The 25635-nt window shown below is 37.5% G+C and carries 22 protein-coding genes, 1 tRNA gene, 1 other RNA gene and 2 pseudogenes; 21 read left to right on the top strand and 5 right to left on the bottom strand.

Annotation, left to right across the window (positions count from 1 at the left end; translation table 11 throughout):
• The first annotated feature begins 1 nt into the window (after nucleotide 1).
• Entirely contained in the window at nucleotides 2–751 is a 750-nt protein-coding gene (locus tag C7K43_RS06675; protein WP_124006153.1) for a Cof-type HAD-IIB family hydrolase, read from the top strand.
• Between the two features lie 55 nt (nucleotides 752–806).
• Here C7K43_RS06675 and C7K43_RS06670 read toward each other — a convergent pair whose 3' ends face one another.
• On the bottom strand, nucleotides 807–1565 hold the full coding sequence (locus C7K43_RS06670) for a MurR/RpiR family transcriptional regulator (RefSeq protein WP_124006152.1): 759 nt from the start codon (nucleotides 1563–1565) through the stop codon (nucleotides 807–809).
• Between the two features lie 187 nt (nucleotides 1566–1752).
• Nucleotides 1753–2388: a helix-turn-helix transcriptional regulator gene (locus C7K43_RS06665; RefSeq protein ID WP_124006151.1), complete on the bottom strand. Its 636-nt coding sequence runs from the start codon at nucleotides 2386–2388 to the stop codon at nucleotides 1753–1755.
• Nucleotides 2389–2936: 548 nt separating this feature from the next.
• On the opposite strand from C7K43_RS06665, the gene C7K43_RS06660 reads away from it, so the two are divergent.
• The 7 genes and pseudogenes from C7K43_RS06660 to C7K43_RS06630 all read left to right on the top strand — a co-directional run.
• On the top strand, nucleotides 2937–3383 hold the full coding sequence (locus C7K43_RS06660; RefSeq protein ID WP_124006150.1) for a flavodoxin: 447 nt from the start codon (nucleotides 2937–2939) through the stop codon (nucleotides 3381–3383).
• Nucleotides 3384–3542: 159 nt separating this feature from the next.
• On the top strand, nucleotides 3543–7085 hold the full coding sequence (gene nifJ, locus C7K43_RS06655; RefSeq protein ID WP_124006149.1) for a pyruvate:ferredoxin (flavodoxin) oxidoreductase: 3543 nt from the start codon (nucleotides 3543–3545) through the stop codon (nucleotides 7083–7085).
• 188 nt (nucleotides 7086–7273) lie between these two features.
• Entirely contained in the window at nucleotides 7274–9055 is a 1782-nt protein-coding gene (spxB, locus tag C7K43_RS06650; RefSeq protein ID WP_124006148.1) for a pyruvate oxidase, read from the top strand.
• 336 nt (nucleotides 9056–9391) lie between these two features.
• Complete coding sequence (locus tag C7K43_RS13600; protein WP_264371074.1) at nucleotides 9392–9526, top strand: hypothetical protein; 135 nt, start codon at nucleotides 9392–9394, stop codon at nucleotides 9524–9526.
• Nucleotides 9527–10088: 562 nt separating this feature from the next.
• Nucleotides 10089–10400: a reverse transcriptase family protein gene (locus C7K43_RS13415; protein WP_226996633.1), complete on the top strand. Its 312-nt coding sequence runs from the start codon at nucleotides 10089–10091 to the stop codon at nucleotides 10398–10400.
• Nucleotides 10397–10947 (top strand): annotated as a pseudogene (locus C7K43_RS13755) (reverse transcriptase domain-containing protein). Before C7K43_RS13415 ends, C7K43_RS13755 begins: the two are co-directional and overlap by 4 nt.
• Nucleotides 10948–10985: 38 nt before the next feature.
• Nucleotides 10986–11357, top strand: a pseudogene (locus tag C7K43_RS06630) (group II intron maturase-specific domain-containing protein); the annotation flags it as partial.
• Between the two features lie 89 nt (nucleotides 11358–11446).
• On the opposite strand, the gene dapD reads toward C7K43_RS06630, so the two are convergent.
• From dapD to dapA, 3 genes are read right to left on the bottom strand one after another with little or no spacing between them, the layout of a single operon-like run.
• Complete coding sequence (gene dapD, locus C7K43_RS06625) at nucleotides 11447–12148, bottom strand: 2,3,4,5-tetrahydropyridine-2,6-dicarboxylate N-acetyltransferase (RefSeq protein ID WP_124006147.1); 702 nt, start codon at nucleotides 12146–12148, stop codon at nucleotides 11447–11449.
• A gap of 12 nt (nucleotides 12149–12160) precedes the next feature.
• Complete coding sequence (gene dapB / locus C7K43_RS06620; protein WP_124006146.1) at nucleotides 12161–12910, bottom strand: 4-hydroxy-tetrahydrodipicolinate reductase; 750 nt, start codon at nucleotides 12908–12910, stop codon at nucleotides 12161–12163.
• Between the two features lie 13 nt (nucleotides 12911–12923).
• Complete coding sequence (gene dapA / locus C7K43_RS06615) at nucleotides 12924–13805, bottom strand: 4-hydroxy-tetrahydrodipicolinate synthase (RefSeq protein WP_124006145.1); 882 nt, start codon at nucleotides 13803–13805, stop codon at nucleotides 12924–12926.
• A 160-nt stretch (nucleotides 13806–13965) separates the two neighbouring features.
• On the opposite strand from dapA, the gene C7K43_RS06610 reads away from it, so the two are divergent.
• From C7K43_RS06610 to C7K43_RS06550, 13 genes are all read left to right on the top strand, one after another.
• Nucleotides 13966–15135 (top strand): M20 metallopeptidase family protein, encoded by a 1170-nt coding sequence (locus C7K43_RS06610; protein WP_124006144.1) that lies wholly within the window; start codon nucleotides 13966–13968, stop codon nucleotides 15133–15135.
• Nucleotides 15132–16430 (top strand): diaminopimelate decarboxylase, encoded by a 1299-nt coding sequence (lysA, locus tag C7K43_RS06605; protein WP_124006143.1) that lies wholly within the window; start codon nucleotides 15132–15134, stop codon nucleotides 16428–16430. Before C7K43_RS06610 ends, lysA begins: the two co-directional genes overlap by 4 nt.
• Nucleotides 16431–16439: 9 nt before the next feature.
• The gene (gene dapF / locus C7K43_RS06600) at nucleotides 16440–17264 is read left to right on the top strand and encodes a diaminopimelate epimerase (RefSeq protein WP_124006142.1); all 825 of its coding nucleotides are present in this window, start codon (nucleotides 16440–16442) and stop codon (nucleotides 17262–17264) included.
• 85 nt (nucleotides 17265–17349) lie between these two features.
• Nucleotides 17350–18057: a zinc metallopeptidase gene (locus C7K43_RS06595; RefSeq protein WP_124006141.1), complete on the top strand. Its 708-nt coding sequence runs from the start codon at nucleotides 17350–17352 to the stop codon at nucleotides 18055–18057.
• Between the two features lie 83 nt (nucleotides 18058–18140).
• Complete coding sequence (locus tag C7K43_RS06590; RefSeq protein ID WP_124006140.1) at nucleotides 18141–18476, top strand: hypothetical protein; 336 nt, start codon at nucleotides 18141–18143, stop codon at nucleotides 18474–18476.
• 398 nt (nucleotides 18477–18874) lie between these two features.
• Nucleotides 18875–19387 (top strand): tRNA adenosine(34) deaminase TadA, encoded by a 513-nt coding sequence (gene tadA, locus C7K43_RS06585; RefSeq protein ID WP_264371072.1) that lies wholly within the window; start codon nucleotides 18875–18877, stop codon nucleotides 19385–19387.
• 39 nt (nucleotides 19388–19426) lie between these two features.
• An RNA gene (gene ffs, locus C7K43_RS06580) (signal recognition particle sRNA small type) lies at nucleotides 19427–19511 on the top strand.
• Nucleotides 19512–19653: 142 nt separating this feature from the next.
• Nucleotides 19654–19727, top strand: a tRNA-Pro gene (locus tag C7K43_RS06575).
• Between the two features lie 122 nt (nucleotides 19728–19849).
• Nucleotides 19850–21238 carry a bifunctional metallophosphatase/5'-nucleotidase gene (locus C7K43_RS06570; RefSeq protein WP_124006139.1) on the top strand — a complete coding sequence of 463 codons (1389 nt, stop codon included), beginning with the start codon at nucleotides 19850–19852 and terminating at the stop codon, nucleotides 21236–21238.
• 21 nt (nucleotides 21239–21259) lie between these two features.
• Nucleotides 21260–21862 carry a YutD family protein gene (locus C7K43_RS06565; protein WP_124006138.1) on the top strand — a complete coding sequence of 201 codons (603 nt, stop codon included), beginning with the start codon at nucleotides 21260–21262 and terminating at the stop codon, nucleotides 21860–21862.
• Nucleotides 21863–21867: 5 nt separating this feature from the next.
• Nucleotides 21868–22638 carry a TIGR01457 family HAD-type hydrolase gene (locus tag C7K43_RS06560; RefSeq protein WP_124006137.1) on the top strand — a complete coding sequence of 257 codons (771 nt, stop codon included), beginning with the start codon at nucleotides 21868–21870 and terminating at the stop codon, nucleotides 22636–22638.
• Nucleotides 22635–23273: a TIGR01906 family membrane protein gene (locus C7K43_RS06555; RefSeq protein ID WP_124006136.1), complete on the top strand. Its 639-nt coding sequence runs from the start codon at nucleotides 22635–22637 to the stop codon at nucleotides 23271–23273. The genes C7K43_RS06560 and C7K43_RS06555 overlap by 4 nt, the downstream gene beginning before the upstream one ends.
• 727 nt (nucleotides 23274–24000) lie before the next feature.
• Nucleotides 24001–25611 carry an LTA synthase family protein gene (locus C7K43_RS06550; protein ID WP_226996632.1) on the top strand — a complete coding sequence of 537 codons (1611 nt, stop codon included), beginning with the start codon at nucleotides 24001–24003 and terminating at the stop codon, nucleotides 25609–25611.
• Nucleotides 25612–25635 lie beyond the last annotated feature (24 nt).

Raw genomic sequence — 25635 nt, 5'->3', positions numbered from 1 at the left:
TATGGAAAAAAGGTTATTGCTTACCGATTTAGACGGAACTTTGGTAAAGGACTCAAAACGAGTAGCAAAAGAAGATAAGGATTTTTTTGCCAGTATTAAACAAAATTTGCAAGTAGGTATTGCTACCGGCAGATCGGTAAAAGAAATTGATTATATTGAAGAACAAATTCAGTTGCCAGTAGATGTAAAAGTTGGGTTTAATGGTGGATTGGTTACAATAGAAGGAAAAATAATCCAAGAAAAGTTTATTGAAACTGATGTTTTAGAGCAGTTATTAAGATATATTGAAACAAATAACTTAGTCTATGACGCATTAGATGGTACAAGCCGAATTGGTACTTATCAATCAGAGGAAAAGGGCCGTATTTGGAATGTAAAATTGGTAAATCCTAAAGATCCGTTTGCAACAATCATGCCCAAAAAAATTTATAAAATCAATATTCGACCTGAAGAAAATCGTTGTGATAGTGTGTTAGAACAAATTCAAAAAGAGTTTCCCCAACTTTCGATGTGCAAAAGTAATTCTACTCGAATTGAAATCACCCCACCAAACGTTACAAAAGGTAAAGCGGTCGATATTTTGCGTAAAGAAGAAGCAAAAATCATCACAGTAGGTGATTCTGAAAACGATATTAGTATGTTTCAAGCTTCAGATCAAAGTTTTTGTCTCAGTCATGCCTCCCAAGAAGTGCAAGATCAGGCGGACATTATTATTGATAATTTTCATGAAGTTGGGCTTTATATTAGTTAAAAATAGTCCCATCCAAAGTTGAGTTTTATGGTTAACTTTGGATGGGATGACTCGTTTATTTTTCTTCGTTTTTTTGCAATAAAATGGTCTCAAAAATAATTTCAGCGGCAACGGATAACATTAAACGAGAACGTAATTTAGTTCGTTTTTGTGGTGTTTGATAAGTTAATAGTGAGATATCTGAAAGTCCAGCTAAAGGGTTATTAGAAAATCCAGTGACAGAAATAATAGTCACACCCTTTGCTTTATTTTTGGCTACGCTTTCTAAAATCTGTTCTTCTTTACCACTCAGTGAAAAAATGAGTAAACAATCACCTTTACTTGCAATGTCTGCAATATCACGAAAGGGCGCTGCTTCAGTGTAGTCATTTGACCACAATCCGAATTGTTTAAGCTTACGGTTTAATGAATTAACGACACTAACACTTGACCCTATTCCAACACAAAAAATACGGTGGCTTTGCAATATAACAGTAGCGATCGCATAAAGCTTTTCTTTATCCATCATATCGATTGTTCGTGAAAAATCAGAGGAGATACTATCAATCAAAGCTTCATAACTTTCTTCTGGATTTAGTTCGTTTTCCTGCTTTTCGGAATTAGCAAGAGCATACTTGAAATCAGTAAAAGAACGATAAGAGAGTTTTTTTATAGCACGAACGATCGTAGGTGCCGAAACGTGCAGACTTTCTTGAATTACTTTCATTTTTAAATTTAAAAAATCACCATTATTTAAGATATAATCGACAACCAGCTGTTCTGTACTCGAAAGGTCATCATAGTGATTTTGAATACGATGATAAACCGTGTCCATAATTAAAGACTCCTTACGTGTTGTTTTCGGTTTCATTATAGCAAATTTTAAATAGACAGGAGAAGTATTTTAACAATGGTCTTGGTTTTATAGATAATATAGGTAAAGTAAAATTGAGCAGGAGGGCGCCTTAGAGCTAGATTAATTTTAGAACCTAAGATGTCACATTCAAGATTATCAGCTTAGCTTAACCAATATAATTATATAAGGTATATTTGGAGATATTGAAATACTTCGCTACTTTGTCGCCAGATTTTGTAATTAAAAAAGCCCCTTTATTATTTAAAAATTGAATACTTTTTATTTTCTCTTCTTTAGTCATTAAGGCGACTGGTTTGCCAATTAGTTTGACGGATTCTTTGATCAACTCTTCTAATAAATCATTGACATCTTGTGGGATAAAATCTGATTTCTCTTCTTTTTTTGGCTCTTCATCAGTAGCTGTCAATTTATGCAAAGTATTTTCAGCAGCAAATAAAGTGGTGGCATCAAAATTTATAGAAAAAACGGCATCAATTTTTCCATTGACTCCTTGGTAAAACATTGTATTTGTTTTTAATACCCGACCATCTTGTGTGCGTGTTAAATAATTGTAGCGCTCCTTGATCTCTTTAGGATCTTTTTTCAGTATGTCTAATATAAATTGTGAGGGGCTATCCCCGATCTGTTGGTTGGTTACATGCCCGTTTTCAATGAACATGATTGAAGGATCGGTTTTATTTTCAGTGAATTCATATATCACAGCTTCGCAGTCTTCACCAAATTGTGCAGTTACTGTTTTTGCAACTTGTTTTAAAAAAGCGCTGTTTTGTTCTGATAACATAATAAACTCCCATAATCATTTTATTTTAGGTCATGTAATAGTACCATGTAAGTTTTTGTTTAACAAATATTCATGAGGATTGAAATAAATTTAGCTGAAATATTGATAAGAAAATTTTAAATAGTCTTATTTGATAATTGAATATAAACAACTAAGCAGTTAAACAGTAGATAAGTATTAGAAAATATACTCTGAATACAATCCAAAAAGATAAGCTTGTTTTAATTAAGGACTAAAGCTGAATTTAAGTCATACGTAGATAAAACGATTTTCTTAAATTGATTATTAAACTATGCTCAATTTTTCTCAAATGAAATTGAAGTTCTGGAAAAGTTTGTTTCTATTAATTTTGATAAATGTGGCGTTTTCATAAGCGTTTTACAGAAAAGCAGACGCATTTATGTCTTTTTTTCACAAAAACTCAGGTTGGAAAAACGTTTATACAAGCTCAACGGATATTGAAATTCGTTGTTTTTGTGATATAGTTAACTTAATTGATTATCGATTTAATATGGTAAATAATCTTATAGGTGAAAGGATGTCGCAAAATGACATTGGCAAAAATTATATATGCTAGTATGACCGGAAATACAGAAGAAATTTCAGAAATTTTGGAGGATCAATTTTCCGGCTTAGATATAGAAGTTGAACGAGTAGAAGCAGACGACGCAGATGAAGCCTTTTTTGAAGATGCAGATATCTGTGTTATAGCTACTTATACTTATGATGAAGGTGAACTACCATTTGATTTAGAAGATTTTTATGATGATTTGCCTGATCAAGACCTTTCCGGCAAAATTTACGGAGTTGTAGGGAGTGGGGATAGTGACTTGTATCCCGATTTTTTCTGTGATGCAGCAGATGATTTTGACCATGTGTTTAGTGAGGCAGGTGCCACACAAGGTCATGAAGTTGTGAAGATCGAAAATGACGCTGAGGATGAGGATAAAGTTCGTTTAAAGGAATTCGTTGAGGCACTAGTAAAGGCTCAATAAAAAATTTTAGCTAAAAAATAAGGACGTTTGAAAGTGAGATAGCGACCTTTCCATATGAAAGAAGCCATTTTGCGCTAGTTTTTATATGTTTTGTCAAATGATTAAAAAGCAGCGAAATAGATACATGTTCAATGTACGGATTAGACAAGGATGCTTACAATGAAGAAAATGAAAACAATGGATGGGAATACAGCAGCTGCCTATATTTCCTATGCCTTCACCGAAGTGGCAGCAATTTACCCGATAACGCCTAGTTCCACAATGGCTGAGGTGGTAGACGAATGGGCTGATCAAGGAAAAGAAAATATTTTTGGCGAAGCAGTTGAGGTGGTTGAAATGCAGTCAGAAGCGGGCGCTGCAGGAACTGTGCATGGTTCGTTGAAAACAGGTGCGTTGACTTCAACATATACTGCATCTCAAGGTCTGTTACTAATGATGCCCAACATGTTTAAAATCGCAGGAGAACTTTTACCCAGCGTTTTCCATGTGGCAGCTCGTGCTGTTGCAACCAACGCGCTGAGTATTTTCGGCGATCATAGCGATGTGATGGCAACTCGTCAAACAGGCTTTTGTATGTTAGCTGAATCTAGTGTCCAGCAGGTTATGGATTTGTCGACTATTGCCCATTTAGCAAGTATTGAAGGGAGTTTGCCTTTCACTAATTTTTTTGATGGTTTTCGCACTTCTCATGAATTACAAAAGATTGAAGTTATTGATTATGAGGATTTGAAAGAAATGGTAAATTGGAACCAAGTGCAAGCCTTTCGTGAGCGTGCGATGAATCCTAATGCGCCATCTGTTTCAGGTTCAGCTCAAAATCCTGATATTTACTTTCAATCACGTGAAATGGTGAACCAATATTATAATCGTATGCCAGCAATCGTGCAAAAATATATGCAAAAAATTAATCAACGGCGGGGTACAGACTATGATTTAACTACTTATTATGGAGCGCCGGATGCTACTGAAGTAATCATCTCAATGGGCTCAGTTGAATCAACTATCAGACAAACCGTCGATTATTTAAACACACGGGGTCGTAAAGTTGGCCACCTTAATATCCATTTGTACCGTCCTTTTCCCACGGAAAATCTATTAGAAAAATTACCTAATACGGTTGAAGCTGTAGCTGTATTAGACCGTACCAAAGAACCTGGTTCAGATGGGGAGCCGTTATTATTAGACGTGCAAAGTGCGCTTTATTGTCATCCTAACCGTCCAATTGTTATCGGTGGCCGTTATGGCATTGGCTCAAAAGATGTTACACCTGATCAAATCGTGGGCGTTTATGATCACATGCAGTTGCCAACGAATGAGCTGAAATTCCGCTTTACGATAGGAATTGTTGATGAGGTGACTCATTTATCATTACCTAAAACTGACTTATTAGATCTGACGCCAACGTCAACCTTTCAGGCGCGTTTTTGGGGATTTGGTTCAGATGGGACAGTTGGAGCGAATAAACAAGCGGTTAAAATTATTGGCGATCATACCGATAAATATGCACAGGCTTATTTTGATTATGACTCTAAAAAATCTGGTGGACTGACGGTTTCTCACTTACGTTTTGGCGATAAAAAAATTGATTCTACTTATTTAGTAGAACAACCCAATTTTGTTGGTTGTCATAATGCTACCTATATTTACAAACTGGACTTAGTAAAAGGATTACGTGATGGAGGCACTTTCTTATTAAATACAGTTTGGAATGAAGAACAAGTGCATAAGCATTTGCCTACCAACTTAAAACGTTATTTAGCACAGCATCATAATAAGTTTTATATTATCAATGCTATGGATATTGCCAAAAAGGCTGGCTTAGGCCGTCGGATCAACACAATCATGTCAACTGCATTCTTTGAAGTGACAAATCTTATGGAACAAGACGAATTTTTGCCGCTGTTAAAAGCTGAGATCGATAAAACTTATGGAAAAAAATCACAAGAAATCGTTGAGAAAAATTGGCAAGCAATTGATCAAACTTTTGAAAACTTACATGAGGTTATTGTGCCAAAAGAATGGGCTGAGTTAGAAGCTGTGCCAGCGCGATCCTCCAACGAAAAAGTGCGGCCTGACTTTGTACGTAATATTGTGGACCCCATTGCTAGAAAAGAAGGCGACAACTTAACAGTGGGTAATTTAATTGATAATGGTATGTATGATGGTCGTATGCCGATGGGAACAACGGCTTATGAAAAAAGAGGAATTGCCTTAGAAGTTCCTGAATGGATGCCAGAAATATGTACCATGTGTAATGAATGTGCCTTTGTTTGTCCGCATGCAGCGATTCGGCCTTTCTTGGTTAATGAAGACGAGATGGAAGAAGCACCAGAAGGCTTTATTGTACGTGATTTTAAAGGGAAAGATGGTTACAAGTATCGGATCCAAGTTTCCGTAGAAGACTGTACAGGTTGTGGTTTGTGTGCCCAAGCTTGTCCAGCAGGAGCATTAGTGATGAAAAATTATGATGAGCAAAAAGAACAAGCAGTTAACTGGGCATTTGCGATGACTTTAAAGCACAAAGAAAATCCGATGAAAAAGAACTCAGTACGCGGTTCGCAATTTGAAAAACCTTTAATCGAATTTTCAGGGGCTTGTGCTGGTTGTGGTGAAACGTCGTATGTTAAATTATTGACTCAGCTGTACGGAGATCGGATGATGATCGCTAATACTACAGGTTGTTCTTCGATTTGGGGTGCTTCTGCACCTGTGACACCTTATACTACCAACGACAAAGGTCAAGGCCCAGCCTGGAGTAATTCATTATTTGAAGATAATGCAGAATATGGTTTTGGTATGTACATTGCCAATCAAGTAAAACGGAAGCGCGTTGTTCGTAAAGCACAACGTATACTAGCTGAACAAATAGGTTCTGATGAGACACAAAACTTGCTTAAAGACTGGATTGATCATAAAGATGAAGGGGAAGGCTCGCAGCAACGAGCAGCTAAACTGACTTCAGCTTTAGAAGCAGAAGGCCAAAAGCCATTGCAGTCTTTATTAAAAGATCAAGCAATGTTTGCTAAACCAAGCCAATGGTTGATCGGTGGGGATGGTTGGGCTTATGATATTGGATTTGCCGGTATAGACCACGTCTTAGCTAGCGGTGAAGATATAAATATCTTAGTTATGGATAATGAATTATACGCCAACACAGGAGGACAAATGTCTAAGGCGACGCCAACTTCTGCTACTGCAAAATTTGCAGCTGGTGGGAAAAAGACAGCCAAAAAAGATCTAGGTATGATGGCTGCTACTTATGGAAATGTTTATGTAGCACAGGTCTCAATCGAAGCCAATCCAACGCAAACGATCAAGGCGATCACTGAAGCAGAAAAATACCAAGGCCCCTCATTAATTATTGGTTATACTCCGTGTATTAATCATGGGCTGCGTGGTGGCATGCAAAACTCGATTAAAGAATCAAAAGATGCAGTGGAATCTGGTTATTGGCAATTATATCGTTATGACCCACGCCAAGCAGCTAAAGGAAAGAATCCTCTACGGCTGGATTATAAAAGAGCTGATTTTGATAAGATTCCTGATTTGTTGAAGACTCAAAACCGTTTTACTGCGTTACAGAAAAACAAGAACGATCCTGCCTTTGTTAGTGAAATGTTTGATCAAACTAAAAAAGATATGAAACAGCGCGCTGGTAATTATGAGCGCATGACACAAATGAATAAAATAAAGAAAAAATAGATAATTTTAACTCTTTTTTTTAAACTGTAGTTTCCTGATATTTTGTTATTAAACGCAAAATATCAGGCTTTTTTCATATTTAAATAATTTTTTTTTAGGATATAATTTCATATCCTTTGCAATATTGTTTCATACATATTACCATAGAGGGCGGAATTATGATAACCGAAAGGAGATTAACAATTATTATGACTGATCAAAAAATAGATGGTTGGGTAGCAGGACTTAAAGTATTAGAAGACTGGGATGTCAAAAACGTCTTCGGTATTCCTGCGGGCTCACTAAATTCTTTGATGGATGCATTTGAAAAAGAACAAGATAACATTGATTTTATTCAAGTTCGTCATGAAGAAACAGGTGCACAAGCAGCAGCAATGTATGCTAAATTTACTAACAAGATAGGTGTTTGTCTTGGTTCTGCGGGACCTGGTGCAACGCATTTATACAATGGATTGTATGATGCAAAATTTGACCACGTTCCTGTATTGGCTATCTTGGGTCAACGTACGCTTAAAGAATCCAATATGGATGCTTTCCAAGAAATGAACCAAAATCCTTTATTTGCTGATGTAGCAGTATATAATCGCCGGGTTGCTTATCCAGAACAATTACCTAAGATTATTGACGAAGGTATTCGTACAGCGATTGCTAAAAACGGTGTAGCTGCAGTAGAAGTTCCAGTTGATTTTGGTTGGGAACAACTAGATGCAGATAGCTGGTATTCATCTGCTGCGGATTATCGCGAATATCCTAAGTTGGGATTAAACGAAGCAGATATTGATGCTGCAGTTGAAGTACTATCTAATGCTAAACGTCCAGTGATTTATGCCGGAAAAGGGACTCGCGGTCACTCAGAAGATGTAGTAGCACTAAGTCGTAAAATTAAAGCACCAGTTGCAATTACTGGGATTAATTTTGACGATTACAATTATGAATTTGATGCTCTTTTGGGATCTGCTCACCGGGTGGGTTGGAAACCAGCAAATGAAGCATTTGAAGAAGCAGATGCTGTTCTTTTTGCAGGTAGTAACTTCCCATTTGCTGAAGTTACAGGTAAATTTGACCATGTTGATAAATTTATCCAAATTGACATTGATCCACAAAAATTAGGTAAACGTCATTTTGCTGACGTTGCAATCCTGGGTGATGGCGGCGCTGCGATTAAAGCTATTACAGATAAGATCGATGAAAAAGAAGATAATGGTTGGTATCAAGCGAATATTGATAATGTTGCGAACTGGAAAGCATATATGCAAAAGCTAGAAAATAAAAAATCTGGTCCTCTACAACTTTATCAAGTATTTAATGCAATTAATGAAATATCAACAGAAGATGCTGCTTATTCGATTGATGTGGGAAATACCACACAAACATCCATTCGTCACTTACACATGACACCGAAGAACTTGTGGCGGACTTCTGAAGTATTTGCTACGATGGGAAATGGCTTGCCAGGTGCTTTAGGAGCTAAACTAGGCTTTCCTGACCGTCAAGTTTGGAACCTATCTGGTGATGGCGGTTTTGCTATGACAATGCATGATGTTGTTACAGCAGTGAAATATAAGCTAGCTTCTATTCACGTAATATTTACCAATGAACGTTTTGGTTTTATTCGTGATGAACAAGAAGATACGAATGATAACTATTATGGCGTTGATATTGCTGACATAGACTTTGCTGGAATTGCTAAAGCGCAAGGTGCAGTAGGCTATACTGTTACTGAAATTTCACAATTACCTGAAGTCTTTGCAAAAGCAAAAGCTGATGAAGAAGCAGGTCGTGTTGTTCTGATTGATGCTAAAATCACAGAAGAACGTCCACTTCCAGTAGAAGAATTGAAATTAGACCCATACTTCTTCTCTAAAAACGAAATTGATGAGTTTAAAACTCGTTATGAAGCTGAAGAATTACAACCATTCAGCCATTACTTGCAAGAAGCAGGTTTGGAAGTTAAACAATATAAACGCTAATTAATATTAATTGGTAAAAGAGCGATCGAAGTAATGAGTAAAATCATTCTTCGATCGCTTTTTGTGTAGGATAAAAGAGTATAATCATTTAAGAACAAGGCTCTCTTTTTTCGTATAAAATTAGGGAAAGTATAAACAATAAAATTATCCTCAATTTCTTCCTTACTCCCAGAAATTTAGCTGGAATGTTAAAGCTAGCTTAAGAAAGCCTTGCTAAAATTATAATTTCGTAAGAATTCCGGATAAAAACCATACTGGCTTATAAATCTGGTTATAATAAAATTGTGAAAAGGGCGAGAGGTCCTAAAAAATTCTCGGGGGAGGATATTTAGATAAATGGATGTCAAGACGAAAGTTGCTGCTGGGTTTTTAGCTTTGTTGACGTTTTTCTCTGCACCGTTGTTTTCGCTTTTTATGGGCGCACTTATTGTTCTTTATTTACATCGTAAACAAAGAACGACAAATATGTAATAAGAAAACGGGAAAGCTGCTTCTAATGAAGGCTTTCCCGTTTTTTTGTGCGCTCGGCATGGGCGATAACTTGGTGGTGAAAGTCCACTACAGGCTTGGCAGTAGGAACTGTTAGCCAAAAGCAAGGGTGTCCATCGCGAGGTGGAATCTGAAGGAAGCTGGAGGCAAACACTCGCACTGACGAACAGGAACTTCATAAGAAGGCTGGATTGGGACGGATGAGCTTGCAAAACAAAGCAAAGTCCGATACTGCCCGAATCCTATCCAGTAAATGAAGCAGTGAGATGAGTGGAAGGTGATCGCGCCTTACCCGAGGAGGTCTATCGAGCGAATGCAATCAATCGTAGTAACAACGAATCGATAGAAGTCAGCCGAGGTCATAGTAGTATCTTACGATACGAAGGACTGAACAATAATAACTTTGAAGTAAACAAGGAGGTGGATGTGCTCACCAGGACCGCAGCCAATACCGTGGTAAAGACCGAGAGGTAGCTCACTCATGGAGGGATAAGCTGGAAGCAAAAGAGGAAATGAGGAGCGCGTAAGGGAGCACGACAATCAAATGAAGAACCAAAGTGGCTATCCATTAATGGACGAACTCGTAAGTTCGATGAATATTGATCGAGCCATCGAGAAAGTAAAGAAGAACAAAGGAGCACCAGGCATCGATGAGATGACCGTATTTGAAATCAAGGAACATCTAAACAAATACCGACAACCTTTTGTTCAAAAACTGAAAGAAGGGACTTATCGTCCTCAGCCCACCAAACGGGTAGAGATTGATAAGAAAGACGGCAAGAAACGAAAGTTGAGTATTCCTGTCGTACGAGACCGCGTGGTACAACAGATGATTTTACAAGTCATTACCCTTTGATCGACCCGACCTTTTCTAAAAACAGTTATGGATTTAGACCTGGAAAGAATTGCCAACAGGCAATCGATCAAGCAGGAAAATATTATGAAGAAGGCTACAATGTGGTCGTGGATTGTGACTTAAAAAGTTATTTCGACACCATCAATCATCAGAAACTAATGCATCGTATGCAATGGTATATCGCTGATAAAGAAATCCTTCAATTAATCTGGAATTTTCTCAATGCGGGCGTACTAGACGGGGAAATTATCCGTTCTACACCTCAAGGAGCCCAACAGGGCAGCCCTTATCTCCACTTTTAGCCAACGTCTATCTTGACCAACTAGATAAGGAACTCGAAAAGAGAGGGCATCGTTTTATCCGCTACGCCGACGATTTTATCGTGCTAGTACAAAGTGAACGAGCCGCCCAAAGGGTTCAAGAAAGTGTCACCCAGTTCCTGGAAGGAAAGTTACGACTCACGGTAAACCAAGAGAAGAGCCAAATTGTAAAGGCGCATCAATTGGAATACCTCGGATTCCGTCTGAGGAAAGATAAGGGAAAGTAAAGAGCCGGCCCACAGCGTCGGCCAAACAAAAGTTCAAGAGACAGTTAAAGAAACTGACCAATCGGAAAAGATCGGGAAGCCTAGACGAAATTATCTCATCGATCAATCAATATACGCAAGGTTGGATTAACTATTATAAGAAAGGGGAACTAAAGGCTTTCTTAGCGAAACAAATGACCCACTTACGTAGAAGATTGCGCGCCCTTATTTGGAAAAGATGGAAGAAAGTGTCAACAAAATATCGACAACTGAAAGCAAGAGGGGCTTCTCACAGAGAAGCCATGACTTATGCAAATAGTCGAAAATCGTATTGGCGTATTTCCGAGTCTAAACTACTCCACCGAATCTTTACGAAAGAAAAATTCAAACAATGGAAACTCAAGGATTTCAATGAAATCCTTGAGAAATAAGCTTAAATTATTGAACCGCCGTATACGGAACCGTACGTACGGTGGTGTGAGAGGACGATGAATGAAATAATCATTCATCTCCTACTCGATTATTTGCGTAATTCATCTAAAAATTGAGTTTTTGAGGAAGTTTGCTCGTCTCTTGTTTTTAAGACTTTTGCGGGAGTACCGCCTACAACACTACCCGCTTCGACGTCTTTAGTTACAACTGACCCCGCTGCTACGATAGCATCTTTGCCTACACGTACACCTTCTAAAATAACAGAATTGGCCCCAATTAGTACGTTGTCTTCAATAATGACAGGGTCAGCAGAAGGTGGCTCAAGGACGCCTGCTAACACAGCGCCAGCGCCGATATGAGCTCGTTTGCCTACGGTGGCTCGTGCTCCTAGAACAGCTCCCATATCAATCATCGTTTCTTCACCGACAACAGAGCCAATGTTAATGATAGCGCCCATCATAACTACTGCATTTTTTTCGATGATTACTTGGTCACGAATCATTGCACCAGGCTCGATCCGAGCATCAACAGTAGTCAAATCTAGCATAGGAACGGCTGAATTGCGGCGATCATTTTCGAGATAATAATCGTTGATTAATTCTTTATTTTCGTTTAGAAATTGTTGGATTTCATCTGTATTACCAATGACCAGGTTGCCGAAAGTTTTTACATTGTTAGTAGACATTTTTGATAAATCACCATTAATGTAGGCTTTAACCGGTGTTTCTTTTTCAGCCTCTTTAATATAATTTGCAATTTCATAAGCATCTGTAAAACGTAATTCTGTCATCTTTTCACCTCTTTATTTTAATAAGTCACTCATAGAATACATGCCTGGATTTTGGTCTTTCAAAAATTTCCCCGCTTTTAAGGCACCATTAGCAAAAATGCCGCGTGATAACGCTGTGTGTTTTAATTCGATCACTTCGTCATTTCCTGCATAAATCACGGTATGTTCTCCTGGAATAGTGCCGCCGCGTACTGCATGAATTCCCATTTCGTTGATAGGGTTGGTATTTTCTTTACCGGAGCGTCCAAATACATAATCTTTTTTTTCTTGGCAAACATCATTGATACTGTCAGCAAGCAATAATGCTGTACCACTTGGTGCATCTTTTTTTTGATTATGATGTTTTTCTACAATTTCGATATCGAAATCTTCTTCTAAGGCAGGCGTTATTTTTTGCAATGCCTCAATTAATACATTGATTCCTAAAGACATGTTGGCGGAATAAAAAATGGGAATTGTCCGGCTTGCTTCTTGCATTTTTTGCTTAGTCTTTTCCGAAAGTCCCGTAGTTGCAACAACGACGGGTAATTTTTTTTGCACACATTGGTCGACTAAAGCTGCAACGCTACTATCATGCGAAAAATCGATGACAACGTCTGCTGTTTCGGTAGCATCTGCTAATGTTTGATAAATTGGAAAATCTGCTTCTTGCCGGTCACGATCAATACCTGCGACTACGGTTAAGTCTTCGCTATTATTGATTTCTTTTTGTAATTCTTGTCCCATACGGCCGAAACAACCGTTTAAAATAATATGAAGCATCTATCATCCCTCCTTATAAAAGACCGTATGCTGTCATTTGCGTTTTTAAGTTCGCTAAAGTTTCTGCTTCAGGTTCAGCTAAAGGCAAGCGATAGGATAGTTCACACTTTCCTAAAAGAGAGACCGCAGCTTTGATCGGCACAGGATTGACTTCTGCAAAAACCGCGTGAATTAAAGGTAATTGTTTTAACTGGATAGATCTAGCTTGAGTAATATTTCCAGTTAAGAAATCTTTAACCATCTTCGCTGTTTCTTTAGGCAAAATATTGGAGACAGTCGAGATTACACCTGACCCACCTACAGCTAGTAGGGGTAAAACTTGATCGTCATTTCCTGAATACAGCGCAAAATTTTCATCAACTAATTGCGCAATTTCAACAATTTGTGCAATATCTCCACTAGCTTCTTTAATCCCTACAATATTTGGAATTTGTTTTAATTCCTTGACTGTTTCATAAGTTAAGTTCATCCCGGTACGTGAAGCAACCGAGTAAAGGATAACAGGCAATTCGATTTGGTCACAAATTGCTTTGTAATGAGCAACTAAACTTTTCTTTGTTGCTTTATTATAATAAGGAGTCACAACTAGCAGTGCATCGGCGCCCACACGTTCTGCTTCTTTTGCTAAGTGAACTCCATGTTGGGTGTTATTTGAACCAGTTCCAGCGATAACGGGAATCCTGTTATTGACTTTTTTGACAACTGCCTCAATCACTGAAATATGTTCCTCATCATCTAATGTAGATGCTTCGCCTGTAGTTCCACAAGCGATAATTGCATTAATTCCTTCATTGACTTGCCATTCGACTAGTTCGTCTAATTTTTGATAATCAACGGAACCATCCTTTTTCATCGGCGTGACTAGTGCAACTCCGGAGCCTGTAAATACTGCCAATGACGCCACTTCCTTTCAAGTAATTCAATGGATGAAAAGTAAAGTTTCTAAATTATTTGAACTTTTTCACTATTGATTAATTGAATTATATATTATAATGAGGACAAAATTCAATGATTTCGGTGAAACGATAACAACTTTTAACAGAAAGTGGTTTTTTATGCAGATAACAAAAAACGTACAAGATTTATTAACTGACGTTACGATGTATCGACGTCAGCTTCATCAAATACCCGAATTAGGACTAGAAGAAAAACAGACTGCAAAATTTATTCGGGAAAAATTACAGTCATTTGGAATTACAGAAATTTATACCATGATTGAAACCGCAACGATCGCTGTTTTTCATGGAGAAAAGCCGGGAAAAACACTGGCTTTTCGTTCAGATATTGATGCGTTACCTGTGACCGAAGAAACCGGGGCGGCTTTTGCTTCAAAAACGCAAGGCAAAATGCACGCCTGTGGGCATGATGGTCATGCTGCGACGATGCTGGGCTTTGCTAAGTATCTAAGCCAACATCCTGAAGTAATTAAAGGTACGATTGTTTTGGCTTTTCAGCCAGCGGAAGAAGGTCCAGGCGGTGCCCAATTATTAATTGACGAAGGCTTAATCGAAAAATTTGGTATCGATCAAATTGTCGGTATCCATCTTTTTCCTGAATTTCCTGAAGGAACTGTTGCTTGTCGTCCACATGCCATGATGGCTCGTAACGGGGAAATCACGATTAAAGTTAATGGCACCAGTGCACATGGCGCTCAACCGCAACAAGGTCATGACGCAATATTAGCTGCTTCAGCGATTATTCAAGGGTTGCATAGTATTATTTCCCGTAATATTAGCCCATTAGATACGGGTGTGTTGACTTTTGGTAAAATTACTGGTGGACAAGCGATGAATATTATTGCCGGACAGGTAAAAATTGAGGGAACCATGCGTGCTTTTAGCGATGAAGCCTACGATATAATGACGCAACGGGTACAAGAAATCGCTGAATTTGTCGCTAAAGGTTATGGTTGTCAGGCGGAAGTTCATTTCAATCACATGTATCGAGTAGTCGATAATGATCCTGCTATGGTTAAAGCTCTAGAAAAGGTTGCTGGCGATCGTTATGTTGAATGTCCGCCTTTCATGCTAGCTGAAGATTTTTCTATGTATCAGCAGGTAATTCCTGGTCTTTTCTTTTTTGTGGGGATTCGTAACGAGGATAAAGGATATATCTATCCGCTACATAGCGGTAAAATGCAGTTTGACGAAAAGAATTTATTGACCGCTATTGATTGTTATGTACAATTGATTGAAGCGTTAAATAATGAAGAGGTGGATAGATGATTAAAGAAATAAAAAATAACCATTTATATTGGGATGGCTGTGACACGGTTGAGTTAGCTGAAAATTATGGTACTCCCTTATACGTGATTTCACAGACAGCAATTGAAAATGAATGTCGTGCATTACAAAAGGATTTTATTAAAAAATATGATAACGTTCATGTCGCTTATGCATCAAAGGCCTTTAATAACCTGGCGATGTTAAAAATCATTGAAAAAGAAGGGCTGGGTATTGATGTCGTTAGCGGGGGCGAATTATATACAGCTATCCAGGCCCAATTTCCCGCTGAGCATATTGAGTTTAATGGGAACAATAAATCAGATGAAGAATTAGCCATAGCTATTGACTATGGTGTTGGACGGATTATCGTTGATGGGAGTCAAGAGTTAGATCGTATAGGTGAAATTTGTCGTAAAAAAGAAAAGAAGGCAAATATCTTATTTCGTATCACACCTGAAGTGGATGTCGCAACACATCAGTTTATTTCTACAGGACAAAAGGATTCAAAATTCGGCTTACCGTTAGACGAAGAGTTCTTGTTCCCTATATTACAGCAAGCAATTACAATGCCTGAAGTGGATTTTTATGGCATTCATTTCCATATTGGCAGTCAACTTTTTGATAATACCACCCATTTAAAGGCTGCTAAAGTTGCTTTAGAATTGGCTGTTAGAATTAAAGAAAAATTTGATTATGAAATAAAAGAACTTAATTATGGTGGCGGTTTTGGCGTTCGCTATACGCAAGACGATCAGCGGCAGTCTTATGCTTACTTTTTAGATCCGTTGATGGCGTTAACTGAAGATTTTTGCGAAAAAAATGGGTTAAAACGTCCTGCAATTGCTATTGAGCCTGGGCGTAGCATTGTAGCAGAAGCAGGGATCACTCTTCATACAATTGGCAGTATCAAAACTTTACCGCACATCCGCAAATACGCTGCGATTGATGGTGGGATGACGGATAATGTTCGCCCAGGACTATATCAAGCAATTTATACGGGAATGGTAGCTAATAAAGCCGATCAACCGCTAGAAGAAACCGTTACGATTTCCGGTAAAGCTTGTGAGAGCACTGATATCTTAATGAAAGACCTACAAGTACCGCTTATCGCTTCAGGCGATATTTTTACTACTTTTACAACGGGCGCTTATGGATACGCCATGGCCAACAATTACAATAAGCTGGCGATTCCAGCTGTCGTGTTAGTAAACAAAGGCCAAGCAGACATTATTGTAAAAAGACAAACTTATGCGCAAATTATTCAAAATGAACGTATACCCGATTCTTTGAAATGAGGTGAATTTATGGAAATTCCTTTTTATAAAATGCAAGGAGCAGCGAATGATTTTATTGTCATTAATAATATGAAACTAGGCTTATCAGGCGGGCAACTGGTTTCTTTGACCAAACAAGTATGTCGTCAGCGTTTTTCAGTAGGCAGCGATGCCTTAATGGCGCTGGACTTTCCACAAAATGATGGGGACTTCCGGATGCGTTTTTATAACGCAGACGGTACAGAAGCGGAGATGTGCGGCAATGGCGTTCGTTGTATTGCTCGCTATGCTTATGAAACCGGTGTTGCTGGTGAACAGATGACGATTGAGACGAAAGCGGGTAATGTCTATTGCTGGCGCTTAAGCCAACGCCAATATAAAGTACAAATTAATGAACCATCTATTGAGAAGTTTGATTTGAGTTTTCCTAATACCGACTTTTTATTAGACTATGTTGAATTAGGAAATCCAGGTGTACCTCATTTAGTAGTTAACTACCCTAATTTAAAAGAAACCTCCTTAGAAGAAATTAAACCTCTAGCAAAAAAAATGCGCTATTGGGGCGCACTAGATAGAGGAGCGAATGTGAATTTTTATGCGATTGATACGGAGGGTGGCGTCATTTTACGTACTTTTGAGCGTGGGGTAGAAGACTTTACTTTAGCTTGTGGTACTGGGGCGGTTTCTACTGCTTATGTATTGAAAAAAAAGCAGTTTATTCAAAAAGATTCAGTTGAACTCCATGTTTTAGGTGGTCTTCTTGAAGTAGAAGAAAAGAACGAACATTTTTATTTAATTGGTGATACCAATATCGTAACTAAAGGGTACGTTTGGGACGAGGACCTGATAGTTTAATAAAAATAACGGTTATTTCTTCATAAAAAATTCAATTACTCATTGTATAATAAAAATAAATGAAAAAATGAGGAGAGAATAAGTAATGTTTCCGATGGGATTTTTTTTCGACCCAACTTTTATTCTAGTTATTATCGGTATGATCATTTCGATGATAGCTTCATCATATGTAAATCGAACTTTTGAACGTTATGATGCAGTAAAAAGTTCGCAACATATCACCGGAACGGATGCTGCACGATACATTTTGCGTGACCAGAACATTGATGATGTGGGTGTACAGCAAATTTCAGGAAATTTGACTGATAACTACAATTCTGGCAATAAAACGTTGAGTTTATCGCAAGCCACCGCTCAATCTACTTCTGTGGCAGCAATTGGTGTAGCTGCCCATGAGTGTGGTCACGCAGTGCAAGATGATCAAAGTTATTTTCCTTTGCGTTTACGTACCGCTATTGTACCGATTGCTAATTTTGGTACGAACTTATCTATTCCCTTATTGATTGTCGGGATTTTAATCAGTGGTTCAAGTGGACAATTTATTATTAATATTGGTTTATTAGCTTTTTCCCTAGCCTTTATTTTTCAATTAGTGACCTTGCCGGTAGAATTTAATGCGTCAAGACGAGCACTGCAAATTTTATCAGACGGCGGTTTATTAACTGAAGAAGAAGTTCCACAGGCTCGTAAAGTATTGACAGCTGCTGCTTTAACCTATGTTGCAGCTGCAGTTAGTGTGCTATTACAATTACTACGACTGTTTTTGTTATTTGGTGGTAACCGTAGACGCTAGAAAAATTTGCCATAATAGTGTTTTTATTTGTTTTGTCATGTTATCATAGAATATAGAACTAGGAATAAAGGGAGATGACGAATATGAAATTAACAACTAAAGTAACATTAGGCTTGAGTGTAGCAGCTGCGGCTGGGATCGCTTCAACAGTATTTATTTCAGACAAAGTGATTACTAAGGTTCGCCATGTTACAAACCGTAAGAAAGCTGAACATTTTGTAGAAGATAAATTTAAAGGAAATGAAACCTTGCTAAACTTTGTTGATAATTTAGACGATAAAGATATTGAATCTTTCATGAACGTAGCAAAAAAAGTTAGTGATAAGCGTGATAAAGTTGCAGCTTATGGCGATAACGTAAAAAACGCTACAGGAAATGTAAAAAACAAAATCGTTGATTTAATGGATAAAAATTGTTAATAAAAAATTTGATGGTGTGACATAAGTAAAAGCAAGATAAAAATACCCGGACTATAGTTGATAAGATTTGCTAATTGTTCTAAATTTGCGACGAGTAATCGCAGGAGCAATGTATTGTGCGACGAGTAATCGCAGGAGCAATGTATTGTGCGACGAGTAATCGCAGGAGCAATGTATTGTGCGACGAGTAATCGCAGGAGCAGTGTATTGTGCGACGAGTAATCGCAGGAGCAGTGTATTGTGCGACGAGTAATCGCAGGAGCAGTGTATTGTGCGACGAGTAATCGCAGGAGCAGTGTATTGTGCGACGAGTAATCGCAGGAGCAGATCTTTCATAGTTCGGATATTTTATTATTGGCTTATGTCACAGCATTTTTTATTTAAGCGGAGGGAGATAGGTGAAAGAATCTTCGTTGACATCAGAAGAAAAGTATTTTTTCATGAATGAAGCTATTAAAGAGGCTCATAAAGCTTTAGACCTTGCTGAAGTTCCGATTGGCGCGATTGTCGTGTTAGATAAACAAATTATTGGGCGCGGTTATAATTTGCGGGAAACTACCCAAAATGCATTAAAACATGCTGAAATGACAGCGATTGAAGAAGCCTGTAGTAATATAGGTAGTTGGCGATTGGAAGACGCCCAATTATTTGTTACTTTGGAGCCATGTCCTATGTGCAGTGGAGCTATTCTCCAATCACGAATTGAAGAAGTATATTTTGGCGCTTTTGATCTCAAAGCTGGTGCTTGTGGCAGTTTAATTAATTTATTAGAAGATACACGCTTTAACCATTGGTGCTATGTCGAATCAGAGGTTTTAGCTAATACGTGTGCAGATTTACTAAGCGATTTTTTTAAAAAAATACGGGTAGAGAAGAAGCGGAAGAAAAAAGAAATCTTAGAAAAAGACTAGTAATATCGAAAAAAATACGATATAATGTTAGTGCCGAAAGGCTAGGACAATGGGAACGTTGTGAAGGGTGTCAGATCTGGAAGGAAGCAGCACTAAGCAGCGGTTCTCATGTGTCTGAATGATAACCAAGCAAGAACAATGGTGTAAAGCCGAATATAAAAAAGAAAACCTAGGAATATGCCTAGGTTATTTAGTGTTATCGATTTTGCTTTGCTTGCTCTTTGTTAACAGTTTGTTTGAAGTAAGGCTGTTTTAACAATCGTTTTCGGGAAATAGCTCAGCTTGGTAGAGCACTTGCTTCGGGAGTAAGGGGTCGCAGGTTCAAATCCTGTTTTCCCGATTTTTTTAATGAAGTTATACCAACTAAAACCAGGAGCATATTTGCTGCCTGCTTTTTTTATATATACTTTAAAAAAATATTATGTATTTTTAAATCGCAATTGATAGAAAACGAGGGAGATAATGGAGAAGATACGAATATTACATACCAATGACTTACACTCACACTTTGAAAATTGGCCTAAAATTCGCCGTTTTCTTCAAGAACGGCAAAAAGTAGCTGACAATGAGACGGTTGTTACTGTTGACTTAGGTGATTTTTGTGATCGTTGGCACCCTCTAACAGAAGCAACAGATGGGAAGGCAAATATTAAATTAATGAATCAAGTCCATTATGATGCAGTGACTATTGGTAATAACGAGGGGATTGGCAATGCTAAAAGCGAGTTGAATCATTTGTATGATGAAGCTGAGTTTCCTGTTATCTTAGATAATCTTTTTGATAAAAGTACGCTACAATTGCCTGGTTGGGCGAATGAGTATAAAATCATGACCACAAAAGCTGGGACAAAGGTTGGATTGATTGGCGCTACAGCTCCTTTTCCGTTATCTTATACACCAAACGGATGGGACGCGCGGAATTGGACGGATATTTTACCCAATATTGTTAAATTTTTACGACAAGAAGTTGATGTACTAGTTTTATTAAGTCATTTGGGTATTAGCGACGATCGTTTAATTGCCAAAGATCTGCCTGAAATTGATGTTATTATAGGTTCGCATACACATCATTTATTTCCCAATGGGGAAAAAGTTGGGAATACACGGCTTGCTGCAGCAGGCAGATTTGGTGAATATGTAGGAGAAGTTAGTCTTTTTTTAAATGAACAACATCAGATAAATACCACTAGAGCAAATACATTTGCTACTGCGGAAATGATTCGTTATCCTGAAGACGAGGCTGAAATTTTTCGTTATACTGATGAGGGTAAAAAGTTGTTGCAAGAAAAAAAAGTAGCTTGGCTGCCTTTTGAGCTTAAGGTCGACCAACAAGAGTATTCATTAGTAGATGAAACCTTAGCGGCGGTAAAAAAACGAGGGTCAACTGAAGCAGCTATTTTAAATACCGGACTTTTTTTGGATGACTTATCAAAAGGTGTAGTCAATCAGGATGAATTACATATGATTCTACCGCATCCGATGCATTTGATCCGTGTCACGCTAAAAGGTTCAGACGTTATTCGGATGATTTTGGAAATGGAAAAAAATCGCCATTTTTTACGTAATTATCCAATTCGCGGGATGGGATTTCGTGGAAAGATTTTTGGTCAGCTTGTTTATTCGGGTATTCAATATGATTCGACCAACCACGAGGTCAGTTGGTTGAATCACCCCATTGATCCACAAAAATTTTATAGTTTCACAACAGTGGATCATTTTATGTTTATCCCTTTTTTCCCCACGATTGAAATTGCTGGACAGACGGAATTTCTTTTTCCAGAATTTATTCGTACAGTACTAGGCGACTATCTTGCACAAAAATATCCACTTTCATTAGAAAACAAGATATAATAAGGGTTAGGCGGTGAGAAAATGACCAAAGATAAAGAAAATATAACAGAAGAAGTTACAGCAGTTTTATCAGAAATTGTAGACGATAATGAAAAAGAAAAACCGCAAAAAGGAAAAGAAGTTTTTCCGATAAATGAAACAGAGTTTATGATTGATAATCGACGTTATAAGCTAGTTGCTAATTATCGTGAAGGTTTTGATGCAACAAGATTAGGTGAAAGATACAGTGATGTTTTAGCAAAATATGATTATATCGTGGGAGACTGGGGCTATGAGCAACTGCGTTTAAAAGGCTTTTTTGCTGTAAGAAATCGGAAGTCAGCTCCTGATCAAAAGATCACTATGTTAGAAGATTATTTATATGAATACTGCAATTTTGGATGTGCTTATTTTGTTATTGAATGTGTTGATCGACAAAATGAAAAACCAAAAACAAATCGTCGAAGGAAAAGGCCGCATAATAAGAAAAACAAACAAGCACATGTGGCAGAAAAAACTGAAAAAACAGCAAAGCAAACAAAAAGTAAACCTGTTATTAAGAAAAAACAAACGAAAGAAAAAAAGGCTAAAATGGTTACCCAAAAAGAAACTAAAGAATTTGTTATTCGAAAGAAAGAGGATTAATCAAAATGGCGTATAAAGGTTATTTAGTTGATATGGATGGTACGATCTATTTAGGGTCAAAACCAATACCAGCGGGGAAACGATTTGTTGATACGTTACAAGAAAAAGGGTTACCTTTTCTTTTTGTCACTAACAACACCACTAAAAGTCCAGAAACAGTACAAAAGCGTTTAGCTGATGAGTTTAACATTCAAGTAGGAACAGACCTTATCTATACTGCAAGTTTAGCAACCATTGATTATATGAAAGACGACGATAAAGGGGACAAGGTTTATGTGATCGGTGAAGCAGGCCTTATTGACTTGATCTTAGAAGCAGGTTTTGAGTGGGACGAAAATAACCCAGATTATGTAGTGGTAGGACTTGATTCACAAGTAACATACGAAAAATTTACGATTGCAACATTAGCTGTTCAAAAGGGTGCAACTTTTATCGGTACTAATTCGGATAAGAATTTGCCAAATGAAAGAGGCCTGGTTCCAGGTGCTGGCGCACTGATTAGCCTGCTAGAGACTGCGACACAAACCGAACCCATTTATGTGGGTAAGCCTGAAGCTGTTATTATGGAAAAAGCTTTAGATCGGATTGGGTTAACCAAAGATGAGGTGCTCATGGTGGGTGACAATTATGAAACAGATATTCGTTCAGGTATCAATAATGGAATTGATACTTTGCTGGTTCTTTCCGGATTTACTCCCAAAGAAGCTGTGCCTTCACTACCCGTTGCACCAACTTACGTGCTTGACAGTCTAGATGAATGGGACATTGATAAATGAAAAAATCACAAATCTGGTTTGAACGTTTAGGCATCTGTTGTCTTTATTTAACATTCATCAGCTTAGCAGTTGCTTTAACAATTAACGCGCGTTTTATCTATGTAGCAGATATTGATTATTTAAATATTTTAGATTATGTGAATTTAAGCAAAGAAAGATTATTGGAAAATTACGATCAACTGATGGCTTTTTTAAATCGACCTTGGGTCACAGAACTGAGTTTACCTGATTTTCCTATGTCAACAGGAGGCAGAGCTCATTTCTACGATGTAAAAAAATTATTTATTTTTGATTATGTGGTTTTTCTAATAACAATGTTTCCTAGTATCTTTTTTTTCTTCTATTTGCAAAAGAATAAGCGCTTTTGGCGGTTGATTCAACCATTTAAATGGGGGATGGTTGCACCGGTTTTTTTGGGCGCTTTAATGGCAGTAGGATTTGATACTTTTTTTGTTACTTTCCACGAATTATTTTTTTCTAATGATGACTGGATGTTTGACCCAGTGACAGATCCAATTATTAATGTGCTGCCTGAACAATATTTTATGCATTGCTTCTTATTCTTTTTTATTTTAATTGAATTTTTCTTTTTAGTAATGATTCTTATTGGTAAAAGGGAATTAAAAAGGCTGTGACATAAGTTTCTTTGATAATAAAATATCCGAACTATAAAAGATCTGCTCCTGCGATTACTCGTCGCACAATACACTGCTCCTGCGATTACTCGTCGCACAATACACTGCTCCTGCGATTACTCGTCGCACAATACGCTGCTCCTGCGATTGCTCGTCGCAAATTCACGACAATTAGGGAAACTCATCAAATATAGTTCGGGTATTTTTAATTATGTCACAGCCTTTTTTTACCGGTTGTTAACACCTAGTTTGACGATATAGATTCCACTTTGGGGCTTGCGTTACATGTCTTTATTCATCGAAAAAGCCAGGTGTTAACTATTTAATTTTGTTGATGGGGTAAAAAAGCTAGAGAAAGAAACCAAGGTAAGCTTGTTTTCAGCTATTTAAAAAAGGAACACTTTAATCATTTGAAATGTTTCTTTACGTTTAAGTTTCACTATTCTTTCATACCTTTAGTGATTAATTGTGTTATAATATCACAAATATGAGGTAGATGGAAAAGGGGTCTTTGCTCGTGCTTTTCATATTTCTTATACTTGTATTTTTGATTTGTCAACAAACGTCCAAAAAGAGTTTCGGACGCCGGTTTACACTCTGTTATGCAAGTTTTTTATACTTAGGAACAACGATATTTTTATATAATCAGCAAAAAATAGATCTTTCAGATTGGCGATCTTATTTTTTCTTACAATTTAACGAAGAAAAAAGTGGTTGGATCAGCCTTTTGACTGCACTTATTACGGTTAGTGTGGTTCTTCTTTTTGGGAAATTATTTAAAAAAGGCTATTTGAAAAAAACATATCAGTATTCAAGAAAAAATTGGGTGATTTATAGTCTAGCAGTTATACTGATCTTTTTAGGATTTCTTGCGTATTCCAGTAGTCGTTATGCGATGAAAGGAATAGACAATACCAGTTTTGATCAAGTTTTATTTACGATGACACAACCTATCCGCGGAAGCGATACTGGACAGATTATTAACTATTTCGTGGATCCACTGCTTGAGGCGTTATTGATCACACTACCCATTGTGACGCTGCTCTATTTTGCAACGACTTGTACGTTTGAGTTTGGCCATTTTCATTTACAAAAACAACCTCACTTTAGCGCAAAAAAAGTTGTAATTATTGGGCTGCTTGGACTGATTTTTGGTATCTTTTTAGGTGGCAAGGAAATGGGATATGCAGATATCAAAGCATTTTATTTTGAAAATACCAATATCTATGATGAGCATTATGTGAATCCACAACAAGTAGATTTAAAATTTCCTAAGAAAAAGCGGAATTTAGTTTATATTTATCTCGAATCGATGGAAAGTAGTTATTTTTCTAAAGATTTGGGCGGTATCCAAGAAAATAACTTGTTACCTCATTTTGCGGACTTAGCACAAAATGAGGGGATTAATTTTTCTAATTCGAATAAACTAGGTGGTATGTTACAGATTCCGGGTGCAAACCAAACGGCTAGTTCTATGGTGGCTCAGACTTCCGGGTTGCCATTGCGGCCTTCCACCAGTTTAAATAGCTCGGAAAGCGATGAGGAAAATAGTGCTGAATATTTTCCTGGTGCCTATGCTTTAGGAGAAATCCTAGATGAACAAGGTTATAATCAGACGCTGTTAATGGGCTCGGAAGCTGAGTTTGCCGGTAGAGACAAATACTTCACTCAACATGGCGATTATGATATTCGTGATTACCATTGGGCAGTAGATACTGGTCGCATTTCAGAAGACTACTATGAATGGTGGGGCTATGAAGACCGCAAATTATTCGATTATGCTAAAGAAACTTTAAATGAGCTTTCGCAAGAAGATGAGCCCTTTAATCTAACCATGCTTACTGCAGATACTCATTTTGAAGATGGTTATGCGACAGAAGAGACGCCCGATTTATTTGGCGATCAGTACAGTAATGTGATCCATGATTCAGATAGACAAGTTTCGCAGCTATTGGAATGGATGAAAAAACAACCTTTTTATGAGGATACGACTGTGATTTTGGTGGGTGATCATTTGACTATGGATAGCGACTTTTTTGAATCTGTTGATCCAGAATATCAACGAACTGTATTTAATTTATTTTTAAATGCAGATAAACAAGGTGTACGCAATAAAAAACGCGAATTTAGCGCAGTGGATATGTTTCCGACCACCTTATCCGCATTGGGCGTAAAGATACCTGGTAATCGAATGGGATTAGGTGTTAATCTGTTTTCAAACCAATCTACACTGATTGAGCAGTTAGGTTACGATCAATTTCAAAATGAACTAATGAAAAAATCGGAATTTTATAATGAAAAATTAATGCAAAACAAAGAACAAGAAGAAGATCCTTAGTAAAACATTTATTTCAACTAGCCT

This window comes from Tetragenococcus koreensis (genome assembly GCF_003795145.1).
Taxonomy (GTDB): domain Bacteria; phylum Bacillota; class Bacilli; order Lactobacillales; family Enterococcaceae; genus Tetragenococcus; species Tetragenococcus koreensis.
Note: the sequence above shows the minus strand (reverse complement) of the source record. Positions and strands in the feature narration are given on the sequence as shown.

Bases quoted from the DNA above. Each gene is read 5' to 3' on its own strand.
- C7K43_RS06675 (WP_124006153.1), top strand. From the start codon at position 2: ATGGAAAAAAGGTTATTGCTTACCGATTTAGACGGAACTTTGGTAAAG.
- C7K43_RS06670 (WP_124006152.1), bottom strand. From the start codon at position 1,565: ATGGACACGGTTTATCATCGTATTCAAAATCACTATGATGACCTTTCG.
- C7K43_RS06665 (WP_124006151.1), bottom strand. From the start codon at position 2,388: ATGTTATCAGAACAAAACAGCGCTTTTTTAAAACAAGTTGCAAAAACA.
- C7K43_RS06660 (WP_124006150.1), top strand. From the start codon at position 2,937: ATGACATTGGCAAAAATTATATATGCTAGTATGACCGGAAATACAGAA.
- nifJ (WP_124006149.1), top strand. From the start codon at position 3,543: ATGAAGAAAATGAAAACAATGGATGGGAATACAGCAGCTGCCTATATT.
- spxB (WP_124006148.1), top strand. From the start codon at position 7,274: ATGACTGATCAAAAAATAGATGGTTGGGTAGCAGGACTTAAAGTATTA.
- C7K43_RS13600 (WP_264371074.1), top strand. From the start codon at position 9,392: ATGGATGTCAAGACGAAAGTTGCTGCTGGGTTTTTAGCTTTGTTGACG.
- C7K43_RS13415 (WP_226996633.1), top strand. From the start codon at position 10,089: ATGAAGAACCAAAGTGGCTATCCATTAATGGACGAACTCGTAAGTTCG.
- dapD (WP_124006147.1), bottom strand. From the start codon at position 12,148: ATGACAGAATTACGTTTTACAGATGCTTATGAAATTGCAAATTATATT.
- dapB (WP_124006146.1), bottom strand. From the start codon at position 12,910: ATGCTTCATATTATTTTAAACGGTTGTTTCGGCCGTATGGGACAAGAA.
- C7K43_RS06610 (WP_124006144.1), top strand. From the start codon at position 13,966: ATGCAGATAACAAAAAACGTACAAGATTTATTAACTGACGTTACGATG.
- lysA (WP_124006143.1), top strand. From the start codon at position 15,132: ATGATTAAAGAAATAAAAAATAACCATTTATATTGGGATGGCTGTGAC.
- dapF (WP_124006142.1), top strand. From the start codon at position 16,440: ATGGAAATTCCTTTTTATAAAATGCAAGGAGCAGCGAATGATTTTATT.
- C7K43_RS06595 (WP_124006141.1), top strand. From the start codon at position 17,350: ATGTTTCCGATGGGATTTTTTTTCGACCCAACTTTTATTCTAGTTATT.
- C7K43_RS06590 (WP_124006140.1), top strand. From the start codon at position 18,141: ATGAAATTAACAACTAAAGTAACATTAGGCTTGAGTGTAGCAGCTGCG.
- C7K43_RS06570 (WP_124006139.1), top strand. From the start codon at position 19,850: ATGGAGAAGATACGAATATTACATACCAATGACTTACACTCACACTTT.
- C7K43_RS06565 (WP_124006138.1), top strand. From the start codon at position 21,260: ATGACCAAAGATAAAGAAAATATAACAGAAGAAGTTACAGCAGTTTTA.
- C7K43_RS06560 (WP_124006137.1), top strand. From the start codon at position 21,868: ATGGCGTATAAAGGTTATTTAGTTGATATGGATGGTACGATCTATTTA.
- C7K43_RS06555 (WP_124006136.1), top strand. From the start codon at position 22,635: ATGAAAAAATCACAAATCTGGTTTGAACGTTTAGGCATCTGTTGTCTT.